This is a genomic window from Escherichia albertii (assembly GCF_028622335.1).
Classification (GTDB): domain Bacteria; phylum Pseudomonadota; class Gammaproteobacteria; order Enterobacterales; family Enterobacteriaceae; genus Escherichia; species Escherichia albertii.
The window spans coordinates 3133559-3158788 of the sequence record NZ_CP117568.1 but is presented as its reverse complement, the minus strand read 5'-3'; the positions used below and the strand labels follow the sequence as shown (position 1 = coordinate 3158788).

37 protein-coding genes are annotated in these 25230 nt (G+C 50.7%); 9 read left to right on the top strand and 28 right to left on the bottom strand.

Going from position 1 to position 25230, the window contains the following annotated elements:
- Nucleotides 1-48: 48 nt before the first annotated feature.
- From PS053_RS15405 to PS053_RS15350, 12 genes are all read right to left on the bottom strand, one after another.
- Nucleotides 49-501, bottom strand: a complete 453-nt coding sequence (locus PS053_RS15405) for a phage virion morphogenesis protein (RefSeq protein WP_001001781.1) — start codon at nt 499-501, stop codon at nt 49-51.
- Entirely contained in the window at nt 494-961 is a 468-nt protein-coding gene (locus PS053_RS15400; protein ID WP_150003000.1) for a phage tail protein, read from the bottom strand. The genes PS053_RS15405 and PS053_RS15400 overlap by 8 nt, the downstream gene beginning before the upstream one ends.
- Nucleotides 924-1169 (bottom strand): Rz1-like lysis system protein LysC, encoded by a 246-nt coding sequence (gene lysC / locus PS053_RS15395; RefSeq protein WP_016607902.1) that lies wholly within the window; start codon nt 1167-1169, stop codon nt 924-926. The genes PS053_RS15400 and lysC overlap by 38 nt, the downstream gene beginning before the upstream one ends.
- Entirely contained in the window at nt 1069-1494 is a 426-nt protein-coding gene (lysB, locus tag PS053_RS15390; protein WP_150003001.1) for an Rz-like lysis system protein LysB, read from the bottom strand. Before lysB ends, lysC begins: the two co-directional genes overlap by 101 nt.
- Nucleotides 1482-1907: a DNZ54_00345 family protein gene (locus tag PS053_RS15385; RefSeq protein WP_273774209.1), complete on the bottom strand. Its 426-nt coding sequence runs from the start codon at nt 1905-1907 to the stop codon at nt 1482-1484. Before PS053_RS15385 ends, lysB begins: the two co-directional genes overlap by 13 nt.
- Nucleotides 1908-1921: 14 nt before the next feature.
- Nucleotides 1922-2419, bottom strand: coding sequence for a glycoside hydrolase family 24 protein (locus tag PS053_RS15380; RefSeq protein ID WP_001144101.1), 498 nt, complete (start codon nt 2417-2419; stop codon nt 1922-1924).
- On the bottom strand, nt 2419-2700 hold the full coding sequence (locus PS053_RS15375; RefSeq protein ID WP_000123124.1) for a phage holin family protein: 282 nt from the start codon (nt 2698-2700) through the stop codon (nt 2419-2421). The genes PS053_RS15380 and PS053_RS15375 overlap by 1 nt, the downstream gene beginning before the upstream one ends.
- A 3-nt stretch (nt 2701-2703) precedes the next feature.
- Complete coding sequence (locus PS053_RS15370) at nt 2704-2907, bottom strand: tail protein X (RefSeq protein ID WP_059253623.1); 204 nt, start codon at nt 2905-2907, stop codon at nt 2704-2706.
- On the bottom strand, nt 2907-3416 hold the full coding sequence (locus PS053_RS15365; protein WP_001538238.1) for a head completion/stabilization protein: 510 nt from the start codon (nt 3414-3416) through the stop codon (nt 2907-2909). The genes PS053_RS15370 and PS053_RS15365 overlap by 1 nt, the downstream gene beginning before the upstream one ends.
- Before the next feature lie 99 nt (nt 3417-3515).
- Nucleotides 3516-4259 (bottom strand): phage terminase small subunit, encoded by a 744-nt coding sequence (locus PS053_RS15360; RefSeq protein WP_273774184.1) that lies wholly within the window; start codon nt 4257-4259, stop codon nt 3516-3518.
- A 3-nt stretch (nt 4260-4262) separates the two neighbouring features.
- A complete protein-coding gene (locus tag PS053_RS15355; protein ID WP_001248553.1) occupies nt 4263-5336 on the bottom strand; it encodes a phage major capsid protein, P2 family in 1074 nt (357 codons plus the stop codon).
- Nucleotides 5337-5394: 58 nt separating this feature from the next.
- On the bottom strand, nt 5395-6249 hold the full coding sequence (locus PS053_RS15350) for a GPO family capsid scaffolding protein (protein ID WP_273774183.1): 855 nt from the start codon (nt 6247-6249) through the stop codon (nt 5395-5397).
- A gap of 173 nt (nt 6250-6422) precedes the next feature.
- Between PS053_RS15350 and PS053_RS15345 the strand changes: the two genes are divergently transcribed.
- From PS053_RS15345 to PS053_RS15335, 3 genes are all read left to right on the top strand, one after another.
- Nucleotides 6423-8195, top strand: a complete 1773-nt coding sequence (locus tag PS053_RS15345) for a terminase ATPase subunit family protein (RefSeq protein ID WP_000156861.1) — start codon at nt 6423-6425, stop codon at nt 8193-8195.
- Complete coding sequence (locus PS053_RS15340) at nt 8195-9229, top strand: phage portal protein (RefSeq protein WP_181665890.1); 1035 nt, start codon at nt 8195-8197, stop codon at nt 9227-9229. Before PS053_RS15345 ends, PS053_RS15340 begins: the two co-directional genes overlap by 1 nt.
- 574 nt (nt 9230-9803) lie before the next feature.
- Nucleotides 9804-11285: an SIR2 family protein gene (locus PS053_RS15335; RefSeq protein WP_139947142.1), complete on the top strand. Its 1482-nt coding sequence runs from the start codon at nt 9804-9806 to the stop codon at nt 11283-11285.
- Nucleotides 11286-11397: 112 nt separating this feature from the next.
- On the opposite strand, the gene PS053_RS15330 is transcribed toward PS053_RS15335, so the two are convergent.
- The 8 genes from PS053_RS15330 to PS053_RS15295 all read right to left on the bottom strand — a co-directional run bounded on the left by PS053_RS15330 (nt 11398) and on the right by PS053_RS15295 (nt 15671).
- The gene (locus tag PS053_RS15330) at nt 11398-13695 is read right to left on the bottom strand and encodes a replication endonuclease (protein ID WP_273774179.1); all 2298 of its coding nucleotides are present in this window, start codon (nt 13693-13695) and stop codon (nt 11398-11400) included.
- The gene (locus tag PS053_RS15325) at nt 13685-13960 is read right to left on the bottom strand and encodes a DUF5405 family protein (protein ID WP_000027667.1); all 276 of its coding nucleotides are present in this window, start codon (nt 13958-13960) and stop codon (nt 13685-13687) included. The genes PS053_RS15330 and PS053_RS15325 overlap by 11 nt, the downstream gene beginning before the upstream one ends.
- Complete coding sequence (locus tag PS053_RS15320) at nt 13957-14181, bottom strand: TraR/DksA C4-type zinc finger protein (RefSeq protein WP_001113264.1); 225 nt, start codon at nt 14179-14181, stop codon at nt 13957-13959. The genes PS053_RS15325 and PS053_RS15320 overlap by 4 nt, the downstream gene beginning before the upstream one ends.
- Nucleotides 14181-14471, bottom strand: coding sequence for a DUF5405 family protein (locus PS053_RS15315; RefSeq protein WP_061352253.1), 291 nt, complete (start codon nt 14469-14471; stop codon nt 14181-14183). The genes PS053_RS15320 and PS053_RS15315 overlap by 1 nt, the downstream gene beginning before the upstream one ends.
- The gene (locus PS053_RS15310) at nt 14468-14713 is read right to left on the bottom strand and encodes a hypothetical protein (RefSeq protein WP_208461210.1); all 246 of its coding nucleotides are present in this window, start codon (nt 14711-14713) and stop codon (nt 14468-14470) included. The genes PS053_RS15315 and PS053_RS15310 overlap by 4 nt, the downstream gene beginning before the upstream one ends.
- A gap of 14 nt (nt 14714-14727) precedes the next feature.
- Nucleotides 14728-14940 carry a DUF2732 family protein gene (locus PS053_RS15305; RefSeq protein ID WP_021529511.1) on the bottom strand — a complete coding sequence of 71 codons (213 nt, stop codon included), beginning with the start codon at nt 14938-14940 and terminating at the stop codon, nt 14728-14730.
- Between the two features lie 63 nt (nt 14941-15003).
- Nucleotides 15004-15504, bottom strand: coding sequence for a hypothetical protein (locus PS053_RS15300; RefSeq protein ID WP_000217684.1), 501 nt, complete (start codon nt 15502-15504; stop codon nt 15004-15006).
- Nucleotides 15501-15671 carry a hypothetical protein gene (locus PS053_RS15295; RefSeq protein WP_001157771.1) on the bottom strand — a complete coding sequence of 57 codons (171 nt, stop codon included), beginning with the start codon at nt 15669-15671 and terminating at the stop codon, nt 15501-15503. The genes PS053_RS15300 and PS053_RS15295 overlap by 4 nt, the downstream gene beginning before the upstream one ends.
- 116 nt (nt 15672-15787) lie before the next feature.
- Here PS053_RS15295 and PS053_RS15290 point away from each other — a divergent pair, with 116 nt between their 5' ends.
- Nucleotides 15788-15961 (top strand): hypothetical protein, encoded by a 174-nt coding sequence (locus PS053_RS15290; protein ID WP_171002070.1) that lies wholly within the window; start codon nt 15788-15790, stop codon nt 15959-15961.
- Between the two features lie 4 nt (nt 15962-15965).
- On the opposite strand, the gene PS053_RS15285 is transcribed toward PS053_RS15290, so the two are convergent.
- A complete protein-coding gene (locus PS053_RS15285; RefSeq protein ID WP_059225166.1) occupies nt 15966-16154 on the bottom strand; it encodes a hypothetical protein in 189 nt (62 codons plus the stop codon).
- 54 nt (nt 16155-16208) lie between these two features.
- Nucleotides 16209-16481, bottom strand: coding sequence for a Cox family DNA-binding protein (locus PS053_RS15280; protein WP_059225167.1), 273 nt, complete (start codon nt 16479-16481; stop codon nt 16209-16211).
- 155 nt (nt 16482-16636) lie between these two features.
- Between PS053_RS15280 and PS053_RS15275 the strand changes: the two genes are divergently transcribed.
- Together PS053_RS15275 and PS053_RS15270 are read left to right on the top strand one after the other, a co-directional pair.
- Nucleotides 16637-16930 carry a helix-turn-helix domain-containing protein gene (locus PS053_RS15275; protein WP_059225168.1) on the top strand — a complete coding sequence of 98 codons (294 nt, stop codon included), beginning with the start codon at nt 16637-16639 and terminating at the stop codon, nt 16928-16930.
- Nucleotides 16931-16999: 69 nt separating this feature from the next.
- A complete protein-coding gene (locus tag PS053_RS15270; RefSeq protein WP_273774167.1) occupies nt 17000-17980 on the top strand; it encodes a phage integrase in 981 nt (326 codons plus the stop codon).
- A 3-nt stretch (nt 17981-17983) separates the two neighbouring features.
- On the opposite strand, the gene PS053_RS15265 is transcribed toward PS053_RS15270, so the two are convergent.
- On the bottom strand, nt 17984-18220 hold the full coding sequence (locus PS053_RS15265; protein ID WP_059225170.1) for a hypothetical protein: 237 nt from the start codon (nt 18218-18220) through the stop codon (nt 17984-17986).
- Between PS053_RS15265 and PS053_RS15260 the strand changes: the two genes are divergently transcribed.
- Nucleotides 18204-18539 carry a hypothetical protein gene (locus PS053_RS15260; protein WP_059225171.1) on the top strand — a complete coding sequence of 112 codons (336 nt, stop codon included), beginning with the start codon at nt 18204-18206 and terminating at the stop codon, nt 18537-18539. The genes PS053_RS15265 and PS053_RS15260 overlap by 17 nt on opposite strands.
- Before the next feature lie 189 nt (nt 18540-18728).
- Here PS053_RS15260 and cpxP read toward each other — a convergent pair whose 3' ends face one another.
- Nucleotides 18729-19229, bottom strand: a complete 501-nt coding sequence (cpxP, locus tag PS053_RS15255; RefSeq protein WP_024164685.1) for a cell-envelope stress modulator CpxP — start codon at nt 19227-19229, stop codon at nt 18729-18731.
- A gap of 149 nt (nt 19230-19378) precedes the next feature.
- On the opposite strand from cpxP, the gene cpxR reads away from it, so the two are divergent.
- Both cpxR and cpxA read left to right on the top strand, forming a co-directional pair.
- Nucleotides 19379-20080 (top strand): envelope stress response regulator transcription factor CpxR, encoded by a 702-nt coding sequence (cpxR, locus tag PS053_RS15250; RefSeq protein WP_001033724.1) that lies wholly within the window; start codon nt 19379-19381, stop codon nt 20078-20080.
- On the top strand, nt 20077-21450 hold the full coding sequence (gene cpxA / locus PS053_RS15245; RefSeq protein WP_000580409.1) for an envelope stress sensor histidine kinase CpxA: 1374 nt from the start codon (nt 20077-20079) through the stop codon (nt 21448-21450). The genes cpxR and cpxA overlap by 4 nt, the downstream gene beginning before the upstream one ends.
- Before the next feature lie 104 nt (nt 21451-21554).
- On the opposite strand, the gene yiiM is transcribed toward cpxA, so the two are convergent.
- From yiiM to fdhD, 4 genes are all read right to left on the bottom strand, one after another.
- The gene (gene yiiM / locus PS053_RS15240) at nt 21555-22229 is read right to left on the bottom strand and encodes a 6-hydroxyaminopurine reductase (protein WP_059225172.1); all 675 of its coding nucleotides are present in this window, start codon (nt 22227-22229) and stop codon (nt 21555-21557) included.
- Between the two features lie 69 nt (nt 22230-22298).
- Nucleotides 22299-22919, bottom strand: a complete 621-nt coding sequence (gene sodA / locus PS053_RS15235) for a superoxide dismutase [Mn] (RefSeq protein WP_002460606.1) — start codon at nt 22917-22919, stop codon at nt 22299-22301.
- 263 nt (nt 22920-23182) lie between these two features.
- Entirely contained in the window at nt 23183-24238 is a 1056-nt protein-coding gene (locus tag PS053_RS15230; protein ID WP_000828059.1) for a YiiG family protein, read from the bottom strand.
- 153 nt (nt 24239-24391) lie between these two features.
- Nucleotides 24392-25225 carry a formate dehydrogenase accessory sulfurtransferase FdhD gene (gene fdhD / locus PS053_RS15225; RefSeq protein ID WP_000753602.1) on the bottom strand — a complete coding sequence of 278 codons (834 nt, stop codon included), beginning with the start codon at nt 25223-25225 and terminating at the stop codon, nt 24392-24394.
- Between the last annotated feature and the right edge of the window lie 5 nt (nt 25226-25230).

Here is a 25230-nt window from a genome sequence, read left to right as displayed (position 1 = left end):
GGGTCATACCGGCGGCAATGTGACGATGAGGTGTCGGGGATGGCACAACTAACGCTCAAGGTGAGCCAGGATAATCTCTTCAATCATCTGCACATCCTCACCGGTAAAGCCGAGCAGAGGACGCGCCGGATAATCAATTTTCTTACCGTCTTTCCGGTTTTCTTCCGACAGACCAAACTGATGCACACTGGCGATTTTCGGCGACTTCCCGCCGTAAAATTCCATTGATGCCTGCTCCGGGCTGGCGCGGATATGCAAAAAACGACTGGTGATAAGTTTCGCAAACATTTTTCGCTTAACACGACCGGTCTTTTTTCTGGCGCTCTGCTGCTGGCGTGGCGCGTAGGGTGTGCCGTCCGGGGCTTTCTGTGCCATCACCCGACGCTGCTGACTCTGCCGCAGACGTTTTGCCAGTTCGGCACTCAGTCGCCGACGCCCTGACGGTGACAGCGACTCAATCAGTCCGGTCAGCCGGTCTTCAAAACGCTTAAACTCATTCATCCCACTTGCTCACCAGTTCGCCATTGATATAAAGCTCCATCGGGCGGGTGACCGACTCCGGCGGCGGAGGTTCCGGGATATTCTTCACATGCAGCGCACCGTCCACCTCACTGACCAGCGTGCGCTCGGTCAGCATCAGGCTGATGCTGATATCAAAGCTGCTGTCATTGTTGATGTCTGCATAAAACGTGAAGCCCTTTTTCTGGCCTGCGTCGGTGGTCATGATGTCGGGCTGATTTTCCCGCAGCCACGCCAGCACCGGCACGATGAGCAGGTCAAAATCACCGGTAAAGTCGGTCACAATCACATTGAGCGTGTAACGCTTTTCGAATGACAACGACGCCGCCAGTGTGGAGGCAATACTCCCGTTATCCACGAATATCCGCAGCATATCGGGGTTAGTTTTCAGCACCGTGACGGCATCAGTCAGCGCCCTGCGCAGGCTGTCGGGTTTGAGCATCGTTTTCGTCCTGACAGTGTTTAATCATTTTTACCTGGCTGGCACAGCGTGCCAGCGCGTTCTCAAGCTGCCGGATATCAGCACTTAAATCGCCGTTCGTCTCCGGGTCACTGCCCGGCATCGGGCAAAGGCTCACTTTCGGGCAGGCGTTGTGGACAATCACTGGCGTCGGTGCAGGCGGGGCGCTGGTGCAACCGGCGCACAGCATCAGGCAGGTCAGCACCGTACCAGCGGCGAAAATCTTCGTTTTCATTCAGTAACCTCGTGATGGTTTTCTCGCGCTGTGCTTCACGCTTCGCGGCGTTCTCCAGTTCCTGACGCAGTGCCACCTGCGCCAGCTCGTTTTTGTCTGCCCTGGTGAGTGCAACATGAAGCTGGTTTTTCAGCATGGTGATGGTCGTCTGCTGCCCGCTGGCGACGTTGTTCGCCCTGTCCAGCGAGGCGCGCAGGCTGGCGTTTTCATGCTTCGCCAGAAACAGCCCCGCCACCGCCAGCGATAACAACACAACCATCACAATCATCAGCTTTGACATGGTTCCCGCCCCTCAAAACGCTGACGGCAGGCCGTACGTATCAGCCGGAAGAACACCGACGCCACGAGGTAAATCAGCGCAGTAAAAATCCACCCGGCAGCGACCAGCGAGATAAACGTCGCCACCATCACCACCAGAGCCGCTGCCCGCCTGCGCCACGGCACCGGCTGCAAAAACAGCGACGTGACAATCTTCACGGCCAGCGATTCCGGCGGCAGCTCCCGCCCGTAGCGTTCCAGCACATACTCAGTGGCATACCCCCCGACACCACCGGCAACCACACAGATAACCGTCTCCAGAATCGCCCAGGCGGCGACAAAACTGACGGCCACGCTCTGCGGGTAAATCAGGGACAGTGCCAGCATCAGCGCCAGCGACACGTTCAGCATCAGTGAAAGGGATAATTTCTTCATGGTGTTTACTCCGTTTAAGCCGGTACGCCGCCAGCGGTACGCCAGACGGTGACCAGTTTTTCCAGTGAATGCTCACGCTGACCGTAACCGGCACCCGGCAGGGACGCCCAGATATTGCGACAGCGTGAAATGGCGCGCTCAATGCGTCCCGCCCGGATGTCATCCAGTGCACCGCGTTCGCGGATCAACTGAATGGCGAGCCTGTCCTGTGACAACGGACTGAAATCCGGCAGGGCAAGCTGTTTGCGGTAGTGCGGCCAGAACAGGTAAAGCTGCTGATAGCGACCGGAGGCCGTGGATTTTTCACCGCGACGGTTAAACACCTTCGCCGGTCGGCCATGTGCGAACGGGTGGTCACTGTAGTCGGTGAAAATTTCCGGCTTCCCGTCCAGTCCGGTGACTATCACGTCATAGCCCCGGTTTTTCGTCAGCGGATGATTCGCCGTCCCTTCGGACACGGCCAGCATGTCGAGAAAGGCAGCGATATTCTGATGCGTGTTAATTACCGGCATTACTGTTTCCCCCTGCCCTTAAAACGGCGCTGAATGGCAATCTCAATCACCTGATAACCGGCGATACCCAGCATGGAGCCGATGCCGCACACCGCAGGCAGCGACAGGTCAGGAAACTGCACCAGAACAACACCGGCAACCATCGATACAAAACCACCGAGCAACATGCGCCCGATAAACAGACGCGGGGTGATGGGTTCACCACCGGCAAGCACCTTGCCGACAACAATCAGCACCCCAATCATGAAAAGCGACAGGACGCTTTTTTCTTCTGCTGTCATGCGTTACTCCCACAGATTGACAGTTTCAGCCACGGGCGCGGTCTGAACGTCGGGCAGTTCGACGGCGGTGCCGTGCGGCAGCACCGCACCCAGTTCAGCCAGTCCCGGATTTGCGGCGAGCACGTTCTCAACCACGCCCTCAGTGCGCCCGTAATACCGGACACAAATGGCGTCGAGCGTGTCGCCCTGTAGCGCAAAGGTCTTCATCAGATTTGACTCACGATGCAGCGCGGCTTGTCCTGGATGCGCGCCACTGCCCAGCGCATATCCCGCCACAGCTCATCAATGGTGCTGTCAATGCTGTCGGCCTTCTTGTCGCCTTTCGCACTGGCATCCACGCCGCGGTAACGCTCATAAAGCGACGCGGTCGCCATCGCACACACGGCGCGCTCGTAGTAAAAAACTTTGATGCTTTCACCGTCGATGTCGTCCGCCGGAACGTCCGCCAGACGCGTAAAACCGGCGGCAATTTTCTGTTCGCGGTACTCGTACAGCTCCGCATTCGTCTCCGCCATGCCTGACTTGATGGCCTCACGCAGACGGGCGGGGGCGACGGTCTGCTCAAGGCGCATACGTTCCCGGACGCGCTTCGGGTCGATATCGGGAAAAAAGAACGTGTTTTTAATCACCGGCTCGTCGTCTGCCGGTTGCGGGATGACCACCGTACCCTCACCGGACACGGGAGCCTCCTTTCGCGGAATAATCAGCGTCATCATGACTACCTCTGAAAAGTCGGGCGGTGGACGCCGGTACAGCGTCAGGTGATTCACCCTCACTGACCGGCGTGCCGCCCTGGCGCGGGGCGCATTCGGTTGTTAACTGGCTTTCTTTTTCTGGCGTCCACGTTTTGCCGGTGTCACGCTCCGGGTCTTACGCGGGGTACGGGTGGCCGCTTTGGGCTGCGGCTCCGGCTTCGGTTTCAGCTCCCGCTCCAGTCGTTCAATCTCTTTTTTGACGCCTGCCTGACAGTCGAGCTGTGTCGCACGCTGCAGGTGAGCCAGCGCACCGGCGGCATCACCACCGTCACGCAGAAACAGACCGGTGATTTTGTGCAGCTTTGCGCGCACTTCATCAGGCATGTCAGCCGTGGCGGTCAGTTCAAGGGTCTCCGTCAGCAGGCGGGTATCCACAGACTCACCGGCAGCGTGGGCACGCATGGCCGCAAGCGCCACCTCCTCGGTGAACATGTACGGCGGGGTGCGGCGGTGTTTACCCGGCATGGTCAGACCGTACTTCAGGGCATAACGGGCAATCTCCAGCGCACCGGCAATATCGCCGGTATCCAGACGCCACAGCATGACCGTCATCAGAATGTCATCCTGTGCACCTTTGCCCTGCTCCAGCACGCCGTTCACCCACGGCAACCAGAACGGCAGCAGTTCGCGCTTTTTCGCGGCCTTCAGCTCTTTTGAATAAATCGCTTTCAGTGTGCGCTGGTCTGCGGCGAGCTTAACCAGCATCTGCTCATAGACAGTTGCATGTCGCAGCGGGGCGGCTTCCCGCTGCGCGGTCATTGCTGCCGAGACCCGCATCATGTGGCGCTGTGCGGGACTCGTCATCGGTTACGCTCCCGGCTCTGCGGTCGCTTTAGCCGGTGTGGAGAAATCACCGACCTTAATTTTTTCCACCAGACAACCGGCGGCGTAGTCCTCCACCACGTAATCAATGTTCATTGACTCGTAGTTCTCCACGCGGTCGAGTTTCGGGTTTTCCTCAATCACGCGGCGATGGCTGTCATCCATGTAGTAGATGGACAGGTTTTCCAGCTTCGTGATGAGCATCGCATCCGCCGGGAAGTACGGGACGCGTACCGCTGGCAGGTTGCCGATGCGTTTCTGGCTGATGATGACGTCAGCGGCCAGCATTTCGCTGTTGTCCTGCTCCTTGTTGACGATGGGAAAATACTTGTCCGCCAGTAGCTGACGTCCCACAATCACCACAAGGTCAGGGTCTTCCTGATACCACGGCTCAATCAGGTTGTTGGTCGCATCCATCACCAGTGCATCAAGGCTGGCATAATCACCGCCCTTACCCACGCGGATGACCTCAGAGGTGGTGTGCCCTTCCTCGTCAGTGACCTTGCTCATCACGCGCGCCGGGGCTTCATTGCGGTATTTCTGCAGCCAGCCGACCGCCACATCCTGCAGCATCGGATTGCTGCTGCGGTCAGAGGTTTCGGCACGCTTCACGCCGTTAAAACCGGCCATGATGAAATCAAGGGACTGGCGTTTGATAATGGCGTTACGGATACGGAGCTGGAAATCCTGATAACGCGCCCACAGGTCCAGCGTTTTGTAGCGGATATAAAAATCGAAGTTAATCTGGTCGCATTCGTACTTGTTAGACGCCAGCTTCGAGAAGTCCTTCGGCTGACGCTCGGTGCCACCGGCGGTGTCGGTGGTGCTGGCGATGGAGCCGGTGACACCGATACCAATTTTTTCCCCTTTCATTTCGCTGACCGGCACAATATTGATGCGGGTCAGAAAGTCAGAGGACTCCTGCATGGTGTTCATCAGGGTCTGGGTGACCGACGGTTCAACGGTGAATTTTTTCGACACATCACCGGCATCGATGCCGTTCAGCTCGGCAACACGGGACAGGTAGGCATTAAATTTAAAGCGGGTTTCCTGGCGCATAGTTTTTCCTGAAATTAAGGGTTAATCGTGAAGGTTTTCCCGGACTGACTGACGCCGGTCAGCAGTTCGTCATCAGGGCGTCACCGCCACCGCCGGTGGCCTTGCTGCGGCGCGGCTGGGTCAGACTTTCGGTGTGGTCGAGACTGTTTTTCAGGCGGGTGAATGCCTGGCTGGTTTCATCCGCCCTGTCAGTCACATCCTGCTTAAGTGCGGAAAAGGCGGTTTCCATCTCAGCGAGGCGCTGCTCAGTGGCGCTCAGTTTTTCCTGCACATGTTCAGCAACAGCGGTCACCGCTTCATGCACGTCATTCAGACGGGCGTCATCGCTGGCCTGTTTGCGGCCAAAAATGGATTTCACCTTTTCGGTCAGGGCGGTGAACACGGTTTCAGGCAGGTCTTCAAATTCCAGCTCAACGGGCGTTGCCACTGAAATCAGGTTTTCAGGGCTTAATTTGAAGCGGTTCAGGGGGTTGTGTTTTGCCGTGCGGCAGAATTCCAGGTATTCCGTGCCGAGGCTTGCCGGGTCATCGGTGACGGCCAGCCCCACCAGATAACATTTGCCGGTGTTGGCAAAGTTCGGCTGAATTTCCATTGAGGTGTAGACCTTCTGCGCGGCCTTGTTCATCGCGATAAGGTCATCGGTCGGGGTGATTTTCGCAAACAGCGCCCATTTGCCTTTCAGCGCCGAATCATCGTCAATCTTTTCGGCCTTCAGTTCGGCCACATCGCCATAACGTTTAAAAATACCGTCAGGCAGGATGCCGCGCAGATGTTCCAGGTTAATGCGGCAACCATAGACTCGCGGGTCAAAGGTTTCGGCCATTTCCTGAATATCCTGCGCACTGATGACACGCCCGTCACAGGTGTCACCCTCAACGCCGATACGAAAGAATTTTGAGACTTTTTTTGCCATTGTCAGGAGTCCTGAATAGTGATTAGAGGAGTCACATGTCGGCATCAGTTTCCCGACGATGCGCATCCTCCGCCATCAGTCCCGGATGGCTTATCACTGACACAACAGCACCTTAGCGAATCGCGGGGCGCGACTCAGTAGCCTTGCCGTGTATTCATCACGGCGAGGTATTCATGACCATCACCACAGACACCACTCTTTTGCACGACCCGCGTCGTCAGGCGGCGCTGCTGTACTGGCAGGGGTTTTCCGTGCCGCAGATTGCCGCCATGTTGCAGATGAAACGCCCGACGGTGCAGAGCTGGAAACAGCGCGACGGCTGGGACAGCGTTGCCCCCATCAGCCGTGTCGAAATGAGTCTGGAAGCGCGGCTGACCCAGCTCATCATCAAACCGCAGAAAACCGGCGGTGACTTCAAGGAAATTGACCTGCTGGGACGCCAGATTGAACGACTGGCACGGGTCAACCGTTACAGTCAGACCGGCAACGAGGCAGACCTTAATCCGAACGTCGCTAACCGCAACAAAGGCGGGCGCCGCAAACCGAAAAAGAATTTTTTCAGCGACGAAGCCATCGAAAAGCTGGAGCAGATTTTCTTTGAGCAGTCTTTCGACTATCAGTTGCACTGGTATCGCGCCGGGCTTGAGCACCGCATCCGCGATATTCTGAAATCCCGCCAGATTGGCGCGACGTTTTATTTTTCCCGCGAGGCGCTGCTGCGCGCCCTGAAAACCGGTCATAACCAGATTTTTCTGTCGGCCAGTAAAACGCAGGCGTATGTGTTCCGCGAATACATCATCGCCTTTGCCCGGCTGGTTGACGTTGACCTGACCGGTGACCCGATTGTCCTGGGCAATAACGGCGCAAAACTGATTTTTCTCGGCACCAACTCCAACACCGCACAGAGCCATAACGGCGACCTGTACGTCGACGAGATTTTCTGGATCCCGAATTTTCAGGTACTGCGTAAGGTGGCATCAGGTATGGCCTCACAGAGCCACCTGCGCTCGACCTATTTCTCCACCCCGTCCACGCTGGCGCACGACGCCTACCCGTTCTGGTCGGGTGAACTGTTTAACCGGGGACGCGCCAGCGCCGCCGAACGCGTGGAAATCGACGTCAGTCATAACGCCCTTGCCGGTGGGCTTCTCTGTGCGGACGGCCAGTGGCGACAGATTGTCACCATTGAGGACGCCCTGAAAGGTGGCTGCACGCTGTTCGACATTGAGCAGCTCAAACGCGAAAACAGCGCCGACGATTTTAAAAACCTGTTCATGTGTGAATTTGTTGACGACAAGGCGTCGGTGTTCCCGTTCGAGGAGCTGCAACGCTGCATGGTCGACACGCTGGAAGAATGGGAAGACTATGCACCCTTTGCCGCCAATCCGTTCGGCTCCCGCCCGGTATGGATTGGTTACGACCCGTCACACCGTGGCGACAGTGCCGGATGCGTGGTGCTGGCACCGCCGGTGGTGGCCGGTGGCAAATTCAGAATACTTGAGCGTCACCAGTGGAAAGGCATGGACTTTGCCACTCAGGCGGAATCCATCCGCAAACTCACCGAAAAATACAACGTCGAATACATCGGTATTGATGCCACCGGCCTCGGTGTCGGCGTGTTCCAGCTCGTGCGCTCGTTCTATCCCGCCGCGCGTGATATCCGCTACACGCCGGAAATGAAAACCGCAATGGTGCTCAAGGCAAAAGACGTTATCCGCCGTGGCTGTCTGGAATACGACGTCAGCGCCACCGACATCACCAGCTCGTTTATGGCTATCCGCAAGACCATGACCAGCAGCGGACGCAGCGCCACCTATGAGGCCAGCCGCAGCGAGGAAGCCAGCCACGCCGACCTCGCCTGGGCAACCATGCACGCCCTGTTAAATGAGCCACTCACCGCCGGTATCAGCACCCCGCTGACATCCACCATTCTGGAGTTTTACTGATGAGCAAGAAAAAAGGGAAAACACCGCAACCTGCGGCAAAAACAATGACCGCCAGCGCCCCGAAAATGGAAGCATTCACCTTTGGTGAGCCGGTGCCGGTACTCGACCGCCGTGACATTCTGGATTACGTCGAGTGCATCAGTAACGGCAGATGGTATGAGCCGCCGGTCAGCTTTACCGGTCTGGCAAAAAGCCTGCGTGCTGCCGTGCATCACAGCTCCCCGATTTACGTCAAACGCAATATTCTGGCCTCGACATTTATCCCGCATCCGTGGCTTTCCCAGCAGGATTTCAGCCGCTTTGTACTGGATTTTCTGGTGTTCGGTAATGCGTTTCTGGAAAAGCGTTACAGCACCACCGGTAAGGTCATCAGACTGGAAACCTCACCGGCAAAATATACCCGCCGTGGTGTGGAAGAGGATGTTTACTGGTGGGTGCCGTCCTTCAACGAGCCGACAGCCTTCGCGCCCGGCTCCGTGTTTCACCTGCTGGAGCCGGATATTAATCAGGAGCTGTACGGCCTGCCGGAATATCTCAGCGCCCTTAACTCTGCCTGGCTGAATGAGTCGGCCACGCTGTTCCGCCGCAAGTATTACGAAAACGGCGCTCATGCCGGATACATCATGTATATCACCGACGCATTGCAGGATCGCGATTACATTGACTCACTCCGCGAAAACATGGCTAATTCGAAAGGCCGCAATAACTTTAAAAATCTGTTTCTCTATGCCCCACAGGGAAAACCAGACGGCATCAAAATTATCCCGCTCAGTGAAGTGGCGACAAAGGACGATTTTTTTAATATCAAAAAATCCAGCGCCGCTGACCTGCTGGACGCGCACCGCATCCCCTTTCAGTTGATGGGCGGCAAGCCGGAGAACGTCGGGTCGCTGGGCGATATTGAGAAAGTGGCAAAGGTCTTTGTCCGCAATGAGCTTATCCCGTTACAGGACAGGATCCGCGAGATAAACGGCTGGCTCGGTCAGGAGGTCATCCGCTTTAAAAACTACTCACTGGACACTGACAACGGCTGAACATCGCCGCCTGCGGGCGGCTTTTTTACACCCCGTCATCACGCCCTCACCACCGCACAAAACACCCCGCAGACACACCAACGCCCCGGCGCACAATATAAACGTCATCACGACGCGCTCAGACGCTGAAAAAATAAAATCAGCACCACCGCCAGCGCGCAGTGCTTTCCCCGCCTCGCCCGCCCGCTTCATGTTGCGGTTTTAATGCAAGTGCATAAACACGTGGAAACAGCACCAGTATTGACGTAGTTGGCAAAGGGCATGAAATCAAAACACATGCAATTTAATGCAATAACGTCAGTATTACCAAGGACAACATAAACTAAGGTAATATCGCATAAAAAACCGACGAATCATGCCGTAGATTCAACTTTATCAGGCAGTTTTCACCGGTAGTACACAATTAAGTCTGACGTCTTGTTCCTATTGAGTAGATTAAGATCTCGAATCTTCTTGACACTGATGCGCTCATCCTTATTCTGCCAAAACATATGTCGCTTTTTGAAAGTCTGTTTGAAGTTTTATCTGCTATTTGGTTGTATAGAGATAACGATGATCAACTTCGAGAATTAATATGGAAATCAAAGAATTTGTCAGCCAGTACAAAAACCACCCTGTTCTTTTTATAGGTACAGGTTTTAGTCTAAGATATCTGCAAAACTCATTCAGTTGGGATGGGTTATTGATGAAAATTGCCGTTGATTTAACTGGCAATCCTGAATTTTATTATGATCTTAAATCGGAAAGTATTGAAGGTGACGAATACAGATACGACATTCTTGCAACAAAATTAGAGAATATCTTCAATAAGAAACTCGCCGAAGACAGAAACGGAAAGTTTGAAAGCATCAATGATATTTTCTACGAGAACATGAGTCATGGAAAAAAACTTAGCCGGTTCAAAATATACCTAACATCAATATTAAAAGACTCACCTCTCAAAGAAGATTTAAGAGATGAGATTAATAGCTTAATAAAAACAAGAAAGAATATTGGCTCAATTATTACCACCAATTACGATCAACTTATCGAAAATTTATTCGATTTCTCCCCGCTTATTGGCAACAATATATTACTAAGCAATCCATATGGCTCGGTATATAAAATACACGGTTGTGTTAGTGACCCCAACAACATAATCATAACATCTGATGATTATAATAACTTTAATGACAAATATGAGTTAATACGTGCTCAACTATTATCTATATTCATTCACAACCCCATTATTTTTTTAGGATATAGCATCAGTGATAAGAATATTAAATACCTCCTGCAGACAATATTTTCATATGTAGATCTAAATACTGAACTAGCAAAAAAAATAAAAGACAACTTTCTCCTTGTTGAATATGATGAGGGGAACATGTCTACAACTATTTCTGAACATGATATTAATATTGAAGGTTTATCCATTATAAGAATTAACAAAATCAAAACAGACAATTACAAAGCCGTTTACGATGCCATATCTAATTTAATTCTCCCTGTTTCCGCAATGGATATAAGAAAAGTACAAAAAGTCTGGAATACAATAAAAAGTGGCGGTGAAATCAAGGTAAAAATCACGGAAAACCTCGATGAATTACGGAATGAAGAAATGGTAATCGCTGTAGGCTCAGAAAGAACTGTTACCTACGAATACCAGACAAAATCTGAAATGATTCAAAATTACTTTAAAATTGTCGATGAAGCTAACGCACAACTCATTGCACTTTTGAATAAACAAACTATCACAAATCATGAGCACTTTCCAATTTACGCATTTAGTTCTGTATGCCCTGAATTAGAAAACGTTAAGCTATACAAAGACAGACAACTGGATAAGATAATAAATCAACTCACTAGAATTAAAGCGTGCAGATGTGATGCAACAACAATAGATGAGATATTAGAAACAACAAAAGAATATAAAGTAGCCAATACAATCATGTATTGTGTACTTAATGACACCATTTCCTTAGCACAACTCAGAAAATATCTTATCTCTATATCACACAAAATAGATACTCATTACCGTAAATTATTGTGCCTGTATGATTTTCTATCATACTAAGCATAAAAATATATAAACCGTCAGAATGAACTGACGGTTTATATTTATTACATAGCCCCATATGTACAGAACGCTATTCCCCTTATTCACAACTAATAAAAACCGAAGATTCTCAGTAATGTTCACTACTGAACGCCATAAAGTTGGAGAATCCCGGCCACTCATCAGCAACCGGATACGTGAATTGTTTCCCGTCATAATTTACGGTCGCGCCACGCGCCAGCGCCTCAAGCTCCCATCGCTGCGGCCTGATACCGTTCTGAGCGAGATCAACGCGGATACGGGTAATTTGCAATCGTTCCGACCGGGTCAGTCTGGCCGACGGTGCTATTTCATGTGGTTTTAACGGGCTTCCGTTTCTTTGCTGACGATTTGGTGTTTTCAGGCCGTGTTTTAATGCACCCCTGAGCGTCCTCACGACCTCCGGGTCATTCCATTCGATAACACCGTCATCAACCAGATTTAGCACTGCTGCGGCGTGCTCAGAAGGTGTGGGAGCCGGTAACGAAGCATCACCACCAGTGAGCTTTCCACAGTTATTGACAGGACTCCGAGGCGCGGCGATGCCGCTTTTTAAAGTCAAAGGCTCAACGACCGGAACTTTCGGCACAATGCGCCAGTCCGTCGTTCTGGTGATATGAATATGACGCGCGCCGAGATGCGGCGCGTAAATGCCGACCACTCTCTCGACTTCTTCCTCGTACTCGTTGACGTCATCCGACGGGCTACGGGCAACCCTGACAGTCTGACAATCGCGCGGGACATTTGCCCCACCCTGCGCGCTGATATACAACGCAAAATCACCACTGTCTGCGGCAGCGCGAGCAGCCTCGACGCGTTCGTCAAACTCATCAGCAATACTGACGCCGCGAGGCAATTTGCGTAGTTCACGGTAAGCCCCCATTGTCGGTAGTCCAACCGTTTTAAATTGCGGGATGCGCCACGTTGACGCCCATGCGGTAACAGCCGCGGCAGTATCTTTAAGCGGCTTACCGGTATCGTTATCGAGCTGACCATCCAGTGCATAGCCGTCGATATTTTTTGAAATGTATTTCGCGATATATCCCGCAGCACCGCCCCGGTTAAGGTGCTTTGCCTGAAAACGGTTTCGCGCGGCTCCTCTTTCGTCACCATCCTCTTTGAGCGCATAGCGACGCATGATTTCGATAATCTGGTTACGCTGGCGTGGATTACAAAAAAGCATCATATGCCAGTGCGGCGTTCCGTCGTGGTGTGGCTCGACGACACGCAAACCGTAGACCTGTAAATCATTATCCTTGAATGCCGTGCGCATCAGGCTCCAGATACGGCAGAGATAACGCTGCGCATCCTTTGGATTAAATGCCTCATCATTCCAGCCGTGATTAAGCTGGACGGTTTTACTTTCGCCTTTTCCGACCTGACGTGTCGGGTGATACTTTGACGGCGTGGTCAGCGTGATAAACATCCCCACATCACCCTCTGCGGCGGCGTAACGCTCAATACCGGCAATGGTGTTCATCAGCTCCATCCGGCGAATTTCAGGATTAGAAATACTGCCCATCACCTTACTGATAAGGTCGATGCGCTCGCCGGTTTCCCTGTTTTCAAGGTCACACGATTTAAGAAATTCCAGATTTGCCTGGCGGCGTGCACGCACATCACGAATGGCATGTTTACTGGCATAAGGAGAACGGTCTTTATTCACCTCCCCGACAGCAATCAGTAACGCCTCATGCCAGCGCATACGCTGGCCTTTAAGCTGATGAGTCCACCACTCATCGTTAAACAGACGGGCAATGGCAGAATATGCCTGCCTCGTGGTCATCTGTCCTTTACGGTATTTTTTCCAGTAGAGAGGGGAAATATTGAAAGCACGTGCAGCGCCAGCAACATGACCATAGAGGTGAGCCTGCGCCTCATCCGTAAACAGCGATTCTTTTTCGCCATGCGCATCCACCCAGGCATCGCTGAGTTCCTCATACATCATGAAAAGCTGCGATGAGATACGGGCAGCAAACTTTTTCAGCTCCTTGTCATTCATTCCCGGCAGGCGCGCATAGTGGTCACGCTCTGCCAGAAACAGTAACGACGCGTCGGTGTTCATTTCATGGCGCTGATTCACACGCTCAATGCGCGGCCATAAACGACGCTGAAAAGTGGATGTGAGGAAATAAAACCCGTGCACCGGGCTTTTATTGCGCCGGATGTAGTCATAGCGTGAAGTAAACAGCGAGCGCAAAAAGTAAGGCAGGCGGTTAATCGTGGATAAAACACCTTGCACCTGACGCATCTCGTCACGTGTAAGGGGTCTTTCGCGCCCGACGGCCTCGCGTGGCGCGTTCCATGCGTAAGCACCGGTAAACGCCTTACCGGTGCCTGCGGCAAATGCTGACGGAGGGACAAAACGCCCGGAGGCTTTAACGGCCATATGAGCCAAAAGCCTCTGAACAACGCCTGCTGAGTTGCTCAACCTGCGCGTTTAAATCAGCAAAAGACTTTGCGCTTCCGGTCAGAATATCGTGATGCATCAGGCCGGAAACGAGCTGGCTTAATTTCGGGTAATAACCAACCACCGCCAGCCATTCCTGACCGGCGTTTTTACCGCTTTCAGCTCTCTTTTTCTCGTGGAGAATAAACTGAAAGCTGTCACTGGTAACGACATAACGTTCGCCAATTTCAATACGAATACTCATGCCGTTCTCCGGTAATGTTTGTTTTTTGCTTCAAAGACTGACTGACAGGAAACACAACGCGTGGCTGACGGATAAGCCGCACGACGGGCAGCAGGTATTGGCGCGTCACACTCTTCGCAAACCAGCGCAGAAGCACCGCAATGTTTTACCCTTGCCGCGTTAATCTGGCGCTCCAGTAATTCAGCCTGTTGTTCCTGAATAAAATCTACGTTGTCCGGCATTACCAGCTCCTTTTGTCGTTCAGTTTCTTAAATTCATCAGCGCAATAGCTGGTGACTTCTGTCGTTAATTTTGTCAGTCCATCCACGGAGGAAATTTGCTTGTGAAATACAGCGCGTTTAACAAGTAAATTGACCACATCAGACAGGAGATTTAATTTATCCGCATAAATGGCTATAGTTGATTCCACCATATCCCCAGTGTTTTTATCGCGTTTAATATCAGCTAGCGACAAATCACCGTTTTTCATAACTGAAATCTTCAGCCAGTTATTAAGCAATATATTTTTCATTCGCTGTATGCCCTCTCCGCAGAATCAATCATTCCCCGGCCATTATCGGTAATACAGAAACCTTCTCTTGATTTGGTCACAAGCCCCCATTTCTCCATTGCCATAAATGCTTTTTCCACACGACTAGGCCAGGAGAGGAAGACATCGCTTGAAGGATGTAGTGGAGTCTTGTCATCTAATTTTTTAAGTAATGAAAGTTGATAATCTGTTAAGCGTTTCCTGAACCATTTTGTCTTTGTCATCTCCAACTTTCCTGTTATTTATTGAGTCCTAGATTATGGAATTTGGCAGACTCCTGACTGAGCAACTCGACTATCTCCACGCGGGATAACTCCGCCTTTGTGATGTGGCGAATCATGGCGTCAAGATGAGAAGAAAAACGCGTCGCAGCGTCGGCCTGTGCTTCGGTTCTGGCCTGTTGCAGCAGTAATGCGTATTTACCGCACTGATTTTCAGAAACTGTATGCATGACTTTCTCCAGGCAAAAAGAAGCCCCGCACAATTAAGTGCGTTAAAAACTCTGGTTAATTACTTAATGCAGATATTGCTCTGGTTTTACCGACGTCAAAATTGTCGGTGCATACTCAAACAGGCTGAATAATTCACGTAATGCACGGAATAAAGCATCACGCCAGTAACATGACTCTTCATTAATTCGCCAGTATGGCTGGTTAAATTCTTTTTCTGTAAGTCGTGCGTGCATAAATAAAGTACGACGCTGACTGACTGTTAAAAAACTAATATATGCATACTCACTTGCGCCAACCTGACGGCGTTTTGAGAATGCGCCACGCAATTCATCAATTGCACATACCAGTCGTTCACGTTCGACGTCGTTCATTTCTTCAAAACGCATCGTTGCGTGACGCTGTTTTAACTGAGCATGGAAGCAAACCGTTAGCCGTTCGCGCTCCATCATCTGATTATAATAATCACATGTCTCCTGCCAGCGAGGGACTGCAAGATGCTTACCAATTATCCGGCGCATAGTTGCTGGTTGTTTTTCAACGAGATTGAGCGTCATCACTGTCATTTCCATACCCTCCGGCTTTTCAGAAAGGTCAGAGCCTTCTTTAACGGACTCTGTTTTTTGGTGCGAATAATGATGCCTTTGCGCCCCTTCCCATGGGTGATGGTGAAGTCAATCGCCCTGGGGCTTTCGTTACGCAATAACTGAGCAATACAACGAGGTTCCTGCATAACTCCTCCTGAAACAGAGCCGGTTTTTAGCCATGTCCGGCACATGGTCTTGTGATATGCTCCAAACGCTACACTCCACATGTATGCAATTAGTTAATAACACAAGGGAAAAAATCATGAATAATGAAGAAAAGGTAAAATTTCTCTTTGAGCAAACTTGCGTGGTAATCAGCTCCTCCATACCTCACATGAACCCCAACGTTACGCTGGATAAGCACACTCAACGTCTCTTTGACTCGATTTATCCAGTATTGGAAAAAAAGCTCGAGGAGAAATTAGCCTCCAGTTAATGCATCATTCGTCATAAGACAGAAAATCAATGACGCCAGCGATAACGCTGATATCTTTGCCGGACACCTGTTTATCTAAGCGTCCGGCCTCTTCTTTAATGAAATCCCCGATTTTTACCGCCAGTTCTAAAATTTCTCTCTGCGTCAGTGCCTTATCTGTGCCGCACTGGTTCGCACTATTTTTATTCGCCATGACTTTCCCCTTATGCCGTCCGCCCCGTTGCCGACAGCCTGATTTAGCAATGATTTAAAGCCCCATCCACAGCAGCCACGCGTCGCGCTGTTCAACAGGTCGGTTGTAGAATGCCTCACGCACAGCACGATTAAACTCTGGAATGAAAACCCACTTCTCACCGACACGAGCGTTCGGCTTACTTGGATCCCGAAGCTCAATAACTGGCAATTTATTTTCTTTTACCATCTTGACTACCGCCGTTTCTGGCTTACCAAGTAACTCTGCAAACTTAACCGTATGTACCGCATCAAGCGGGTACTGAATCACATAGTCATTGACTCCCATTGGTTAGCCCCTTTTTGCTTTCGTGTTACCCTTGTTAGTTCCAGTCCCTTACAAGTCACTCCTGTCCTTACTAGGGGCTGGTTTACGTGCCTTAAAAGGTTTCCATTCGGATACCTTTTGGGAGAAATATAGTCTCCATAAGGAAACCATGTCAAATGAAAATATCCGAGAAGCTACGAGCAATCCGCAAAGCCGAAGGTTTAACTCAAAAAATGTTCTGTGAAATTAGTGGGATAGCTCTTAGCTCACTGAAAAATTATGAAGGTGGACATAAGGAACCCGGAATTCAAATTGTGACTCAAGTAGTTAACACACCACAGCTCAAAAAATACACTCTTTGGATAATGACTGATGAGACAGCTCCGCAAGCTGGTCAGATAGCACCGGCTCTCGCACACATTGGGCGAGAACCAACAGAATCAGACCGCTCCGAGAAACAGACTGGTTAACTCTCTATAAACATTACATTTTCACCATTTGTTACCAAGATGGTGAGTACAGCGCCGGAGGGCTTTCTTATGTCAATTAAGAAGCTCGATGATGGTCGCTATGAAGTGGACATTAGACCTCGCGGTCGCGACGGAAAACGCATCCGCAGGAAGTTTGAAAGAAAAGCTGAGGCGGTGGCATTTGAGCGGTACACAATCGCCAACGCCAGCCAGAAAGAATGGGCAGGCCAGCGAACAGACCGCCGCTCCCTGTCAGAGCTGTTAGAGGCATGGTGGAAGTATCACGGCCAGAATCACGAACACGGAGAAAAAGAGCGAGGGCATTTGCGCAAAACCATCAGCGGATTGGGTGACATACAGGTCAGCAGGTTAAATAAAAAATGCCTGATGGATTACCGCTCTGCTCGTCTACGCGATGGCATCAGCGCGGCGACGATAAATCGTGACATGTACCGCTTATCGGGCATGTTCACCAAGCTAATCCAGCTAGATGAGTTTTCCGGGCAACATCCGATTCACGGACTGCCGCCACTGGCGGAAGCCAACCCGGAAATGACGTTCCTGGAAAAAGCAGAAATCAAAAAACTGTTAAATGTTTTGACTGGTGATGACTTACTTGTCGCGCTTTTATGTCTGAGCACTGGAGGAAGATGGACGGAAGTTGCCACGCTAAAACCAGCACAGATTACAAATTGTAGGGTTACCTTCCTGAAAACCAAAAACGGTAAAAAGCGAACCGTGCCGATTTCTGAGGAACTGGAGAAGAAAGTTAAAGAGGAGGCCAGCGCTAAATTGTTCAAGGTCGATTATGAGAAGTTTTGTGGAATTTTACGCAGAGTAAAACCTGATATCCCACCCAATCAGGCAACCCATATCCTGCGCCATACCTTCGCAAGCCATTTCATGATGAACGGGGGCAATATTATTGCGTTGCAACAGATTCTCGGACACGCAAGCATTCAGCAGACGATGGCCTACGCGCACCTTGCACCTGATTACCTGCAAAACGCAGTAGCATTAAACCCGCTAAAGGGAGGTTTAACGGTTTGATAACTAATCATGCAGCATAGTCCGTTTGCTATCGACCAAGACGATAAGCGCACCTTGCGATGTAACGTCGTCCTGATAGACGTCAAAGCTTAACCCGTCGGCCTGCGCTTTCCCAGCAGGTCTGAATTTAAGCGACCAGTTGTAACCACAGAGGATGGTCATAACACCTTTAAAAAGTGGGATGACCAGTTTAATGCGTTTACGCAAAGGGAGTTTTGAAGAAATGACAAACAGTTCCATAAACAAGATCCATTGCAGAGCCAGCGGCAGAAATATTGCCTATTTAGCCAAAGAGCTTGACACCGTGGCCGTTCCTTATCAACGAGGGCCAATGTGTTTCGGTGCTGGAACAACGGAATATATCAACATCCTGCTACCGTTCGGCACTGCTGCCATTGGCGCAGTTGCCGGTGTGTTAGCCGCTTATCTTAAAAAAGATAAAAAATTGCGGCTTGTTCTCGATGATGGAAAGTTGAAAGAAATTGATGCTTCCAATTACAAGCCAGATGAGCTTATTGCAGCCGTACAAAAAATCAGAGAACTCGACATACTCGATTAGGGAATTAGACCGACCGAGTGTCCACATAGTGTCCACACTTGGAGAACTTTGTAGCCCTTCCAGTCCCTTATAGGTTTTCTTAAGTTGCTGTTTTCTTAAGGGAACCGATGTAAGTGATTGATAAAAAAAACCCCCACATCATGTGGGGGAAGACAGGGATGGTGTCTATGGCAAGGAAAACAGGGTTTACTACTGGGAACGTGAGTTGCTACTACTCAATAGCTTCAACGATGAACTTTTTTGCCATTGCGTCACGTCGCGCAACTGTTCCATTCGTTGTTGATGTTTCTCATTTAAAACCGCTTGCTGCTCTGGCGTTAGCAGGCGATACATTTGGTTGCGGACTTTAGCCATTTCAACCTGACGAGCGATCTGCTCTTTCGCCATTTTTTCTGCCTGAGCGCGCACAGCGTTTTCATCAAAATTTTCTGCAGTGACAAGGCGATGCATTGTCTCCATTTCGCTAACATTAACAGGAGGCTGTTCATGTCGGGCCTGCTGCATAAGATCTCGCATCTGCTGACGCTGATGTTCGGTTAAACTTATGCCGTCGAACATATGGCTCTGCGTACTGCGCTGCGCAAGTTCTTCGCCCGGATGCCAGTTATCGCCTGAACCGACTTCAGCAGCGTGGCTTAATGAACTGACTGCCAGCGTTGAGGCCATGACGGCAGCGGTAACTATGCGCATCATTTGCTCCCAAAATCTTTCTGTCGCGATTCAACGATAGAGAGTTTACGATTCAGGCTGCAAACATGCGTCAGGGGGTGTAAAACAACGTAAAGTCATGGATCAGCGACGTCTGATGACGTAATTTCTGCCTCGGAGGTATTTAAACAATGAATAAAATCCTGTTAGTTGATGATGACCGAGAGCTGACTTCCCTGTTAAAGGAGCTGCTCGAAATGGAAGGCTTCAACGTGATTGTTGCCCACGACGGGGAACAAGCGCTTGAGCTTCTGGACGACAGCATTGATTTACTTTTGCTTGATGTAATGATGCCGAAGAAAAATGGCATCGATACGCTAAAAACACTTCGCCAGACACACCAGACGCCTGTCATTATGTTGACGGCACGCGGTAGTGAACTTGATCGCGTTCTCGGCCTTGAGCTGGGCGCAGATGACTATCTTCCAAAACCATTTAATGACCGTGAGCTGGTCGCCCGTATTCGCGCGATTCTGCGCCGTTCGCACTGGAGCGAGCAGCAACAGCAAAACAACGACAACGGTTCTCCGACACTGGAAGTCGATGCGTTAGTACTGAATCCGGGGCGTCAGGAAGCCAGCTTCGACGGGCAAACGCTGGAGTTAACCGGCACCGAATTTACCCTGCTCTATTTATTGGCGCAGCATCTGGGTCAGGTCGTTTCACGCGAACATTTAAGCCAGGAAGTGCTGGGCAAACGCCTGACGCCTTTCGACCGCGCTATCGATATGCATATCTCCAACCTGCGTCGTAAATTGCCAGATCGTAAAGACGGTCATCCGTGGTTTAAAACGTTGCGTGGTCGCGGCTATCTGATGGTCTCCGCTTCATGATAGGCAGCTTAACCGCGCGTATCTTCGCCATCTTCTGGCTGACGCTGGCGCTGGTGTTGATGTTGGTCTTGATGTTACCTAAGCTCGATTCACGCCAGATGACCGAGCTTCTGGATAGCGAGCAGCGTCAGGGGCTGATGATTGAGCAGCATGTCGAAGCAGAGCTGGCGAACGATCCGCCCAACGATTTAATGTGGTGGCGTCGCCTGTTCCGTGCCATTGATAAGTGGGCGCCTCCGGGCCAGCGTTTATTACTGGTAACCACCGAAGGGCGCGTGATCGGTGCTGAACGCAACGAAATGCAGATCATTCGCAACTTTATTGGTCAGGCAGATAACGCCGATCACCCGCAGAAGAAAAAGTATGGTCGCGTGGAACTTGTCGGGCCATTCTCCGTGCGCGACGGCGAAGATAATTACCAACTCTATCTGATCCGCCCGGCCAGCAGTTCTCAATCCGATTTTATTAACTTACTGTTCGACCGTCCTCTATTACTGCTTATTGTCACCATGTTGGTCAGTTCACCGCTGCTGTTGTGGTTGGCCTGGAGTCTGGCGAAACCGGCGCGTAAGCTAAAAAACGCTGCCGATGAGGTCGCCCAGGGGAACTTACGCCAGCACCCGGAACTGGAAGCAGGGCCGCAAGAATTCCTTGCCGCAGGCGCCAGTTTTAACCAGATGGTCACCGCACTGGAGCGCATGATGACCTCCCAGCAGCGCTTGCTCTCTGACATTTCTCACGAACTACGCACGCCGTTGACGCGCCTGCAACTGGGTACGGCGTTACTGCGTCGTCGTAGCGGCGAAAGCAAGGAACTGGAACGTATTGAAACCGAAGCCCAACGACTGGATAGCATGATCAACGACCTGTTGGTGATGTCACGTAATCAGCAAAAGAACGCGCTGGTGAGCGAGACCATCAAAGCCAACCAGTTATGGAGTGAAGTGCTGGATAATGCGGCGTTCGAGGCAGAACAAATGGGCAAATCGTTTACGGTTAATTTCCCGCCAGGGCCATGGCCGCTGTACGGTAACCCGAATGCTCTGGAAAGTGCGCTGGAAAACATCGTTCGCAACGCGCTGCGTTATTCTCATACGAAGATTGAAGTGGGCTTCGCGGTAGATAAAGACGGTATCACCATTACGGTGGATGACGATGGCCCGGGCGTTAGCCCGGCAGATCGCGAGCAGATTTTCCGTCCATTCTATCGTACTGACGAAGCGCGCGATCGCGAATCTGGCGGTACGGGCCTGGGTCTGGCGATTGTTGAAACCGCCATTCAGCAGCACCGTGGTTGGGTGAAAGCCGACGATAGCCCGCTGGGCGGTTTACGACTGGTGATTTGGCTGCCGTTGTATAAGCGGAGTTAAACTCCGCATTTGTAGGCAGGATAAGGCGTTTACGCCGCATCCGGCATTTGAGCAGGATGCCTGATGCGACGCTGATAGCGTCTTATTAGGCCTACACTCCGGGGTTATTTTCCCCACAACCGCCGGGAAAAATCTTCAATCTTGCCGCTAAGACGCCGCTTCTGCATCGTCCGCGTCCAGCTTTTCGATAGCCCGGCGGCGGACAGTAAACGGTGATACTGATCGTCATCAAACGGCATATGCCATGCGATGGCGGCAGCCTCCTGCACGGTGACATCACTGACACGCGAGACCAGCTCCAGCGGCGCATCGGCAGACACCTTTCCTGGCGCTATCACACTATACAGCCAGCCAATTTTCCCGGCATTCTGCATCAACTGCGCCATATCGCTAATACCGAAATGATAATTGAGTTTAAAACATGGCGAACGCGGCTGGGTGACCTGAATCAGCGCCTCTCCCCAGCGAAAAATATCACCAATATAGACATTACTCTCGGTCAGGCCTTCGGTTGACAAGTTTTCCCCAAAGGCTGGAGCCACAAACAGATCCGCCTGCTCCGGGAATTCCCGCGCCCAATAAAGATAATGTTCACGAGGATAGTGACACAGCGCCCTGTCTGGCCCGCCGTGGATTTTTTTCTCTGCCTGCTCATCGCCTTCCAGGCCCAGTTCCGTCAGCACCAGTTCGCCATCGACCTGGATTTTCGCAATCGCACTGGGGCGACTTTGCGGATAATCCTGAATTTTGCCTGTGTATACATCAACGGGATAATGCATCTGTTTTCTCCTTCGCAGATACAAAAAAGCGAGCCATCAGACTCGCTTCTCACAGGCGTTTATGCAACCTTATTTTTTCGCCGCGAAACGTGCCGCAGCTTCATCCCAGTTCACCACGTTCCAGAACTCTTTGATGTAGTCCGGGCGACGGTTCTGGAATTTCAGGTAGTAAGCGTGTTCCCAAACGTCCAGCCCCAGAATCGGGAAGCCGGAAGCGCCAGAAATGGCTTCACCCATCAGCGGGGAGTCCTGGTTAGCAGTAGAAACTACCGCCAGTTTATCGCCTTTTTGCACCAGCCATGCCCAGCCGGAACCAAAGCGGGAAGCCGCCGCTTTTTCAAATTCTGCTTTGAAATTATCGACGGAACCGAAATCACGTTCGATAGCCGCTTTCAGATCACCCTGCAGAGTGGTGCCTTTTTTCAGACCTTTCCAGAACAGGCTATGGTTAGCGTGACCGCCCGCGTTATTGCGCAGCACGGTTTTCTTGTCTGCTGGCAGCTGTTCCAGTTTGGTAATCAACTCTTCAACCGACAGATTGGCGAACTCTGGCAGACTTTCCAGCGCCGCGTTGGCGTTGTTGACGTAGGCCTGATGATGTTTGGTGTGATGGATTTCCATGGTCTGCTTATCGAAGTGCGGTTCCAGGGCATCGTAAGCATACGGCAGGGATGGCAGGGTATAGCTCATTTTCATCTCCAGTATTGTCGGGCGGCCGATTGTTAATGCCGCGTAAGCAGTTGGTTCATTATAGTTAATTAAATGATATTGAAAATGATTATCAATGCCGCACTTTTCATAAGGATATGGTTTTGCAGGGAAATGCCTGAGATATGCGCCAAATCATCTACTTAATGTCATGAGACTAACGGAATAGCGTCACTCCGCCAGTGAGGGAATATTATCGGATGCGTCGCATCCGACATTACAACGCTAATCCAAAAAACAAACTCTTATCGCAGACGGTTATAATCGCCGACCATTTCATTGTATTCGTTTAATGCCGCCGGGTAAGAGGCTTCTACCATCCAACTTGAGCCTGGATCCTGAAGCAGCTCTTTATCCCCTTCAGAATACGGGACGTTATCTCTGACGCGGCGAACATATTTCTTAGCCGCAAGTTGATATTCGCCTGCCGAGTTAATAAAAGGAAAATTCATGCCGCCTTTATCTGCTTCCTTGACCTGCGCGACCAATGTTTCCAGTTCGGCAACTTTCTTCATTGCCATTTCCGTATCAAACTTTTCTTGTGAAATTAACCCATTAATTTTTTTAGCTGAAATCATGACAGCCAGTGAATAGTAGTGGAAATTCTTCCCTTCTCGTTGCTCAATATTTTTCAGTTCAGCAAGCTGGCGCCGATCATTAATTTCTTCAATAGCCGTACGATAAGACTCCGCAACTGGCTGGAAGGCTTCGATATTCTTCAACAACGTCTGGTGAAGAATTTTCCCTTTAGCAAACGCGTCGTCTTTATAATTTTCCTGAGTGTAATATTTATCCATTTCATTAATGGTATTACCCAACGCTACAGCAGCATTAATATAGTCCAACGCAACACCATCAATAGGTTCAAGCGCCGGTGTTAATGCCTCAACACGCTTCATCCCTTTTTCACAGCCAGTAAGGCTTATTTCACTGATACTATAGATCCCATAAACAATGCTCTCTTTACCTGTCGGCCCCTGTTTAAAATCTTTTAACCAATCAGCGTAACGCGACAGACTACGTTGTACAGGAAGCTGTAATTCATTGAAACATTTGATGTAGACAGCCATCTTCTCATCATACACAGCTTGCTCATCGACCACAGGTTGCGCAGACGCCTCCGATTTAGCCTCAGCTTTTGCTGCCGGTTTTTCAGTCGGTTTTGATTCAGTTGTGGGAGCGGCGGGTTGATTATTGGCGGACGGAGAGCTTTCTGTTTCAGCTTTTTTATCATCACATCCAGTGACACTGAGGGCCATTACGGCGACAATAATAGCCGAAGATAATAAATTCCTTTTCATTTAATTGCCTTATAAATAGATGAATAAGAGTGCGAATATGATAAAGGGAAAAAGGAAATACCACTACGCAAGATTTATTTATAAATAAATCGATAAAATTCACAAAATGAATAAGTCCTGCAATGCAATATACAATTGCAGGACTTAATTTAATTAACACTTCAACCTTTGGGGATGGGTATAAACCGTCGCCCGACCCGGCTTACAAAAGCCCACCAGCGTCAGATTACAGCGCTCAGCTACTTCTACGGCAAGCGTGGTCGCAGCAGACACCGCAAACAAAATCTCTACGCCGCACATCGCCGACTTTTGCACCATTTCATAACTGGCCCGGCTGGAAACCAGCACTGCGCCTTGCTGCCAGTTTTCACCTTCTTGCGCCCGACGACCTAGTAATTTATCCAGCGCCACATGGCGGCCCACGTCTTCATGTCCACCCGCCAGCTCACCGGAAGGTAATATCCAGGCCGCAGCGTGAGTACAACCGGTCAGTTGCCCCACGGGCTGGAAATCGTTGAGATGGCGTAACGCGTCATCCAGTTTGTTGAGATCAAACGTCTGAGTGAATGGCAGCGGCTGCACCGGTTTACCGATGTCATTAAGCTGCTCTACGCCACAGACGCCACAGCCCGTGCGCCCGGCCAGTGCCCGACGGCGCTCCTTCAGTCCCATAAAGCGGCGGCTGGAAAGCTCGATTTGCACTTCCAGGCCGTTACAGGAAGGAACGACGTCCATGCCGAAGATATCGCGCGGACTTTCGATAATCCCTTCGGAAAGCGAAAAACCAAGCGCAAAGCGTTCAAGGTCTTTGGGCGAGGCCATCATCACCACGTGCGAAATGCCGTTGTAGACCAGCGCAACAGGAACTTCTTCCGCCACTTCATCAAGTCGCGGATGTTGTAAATCATCACGCCGCCATACCTCAATTTGGCGAACGCCTGTGACATTTGTCACATTTATGATTTCTTTTTGCTGTGTTTTTTTCACTTTCT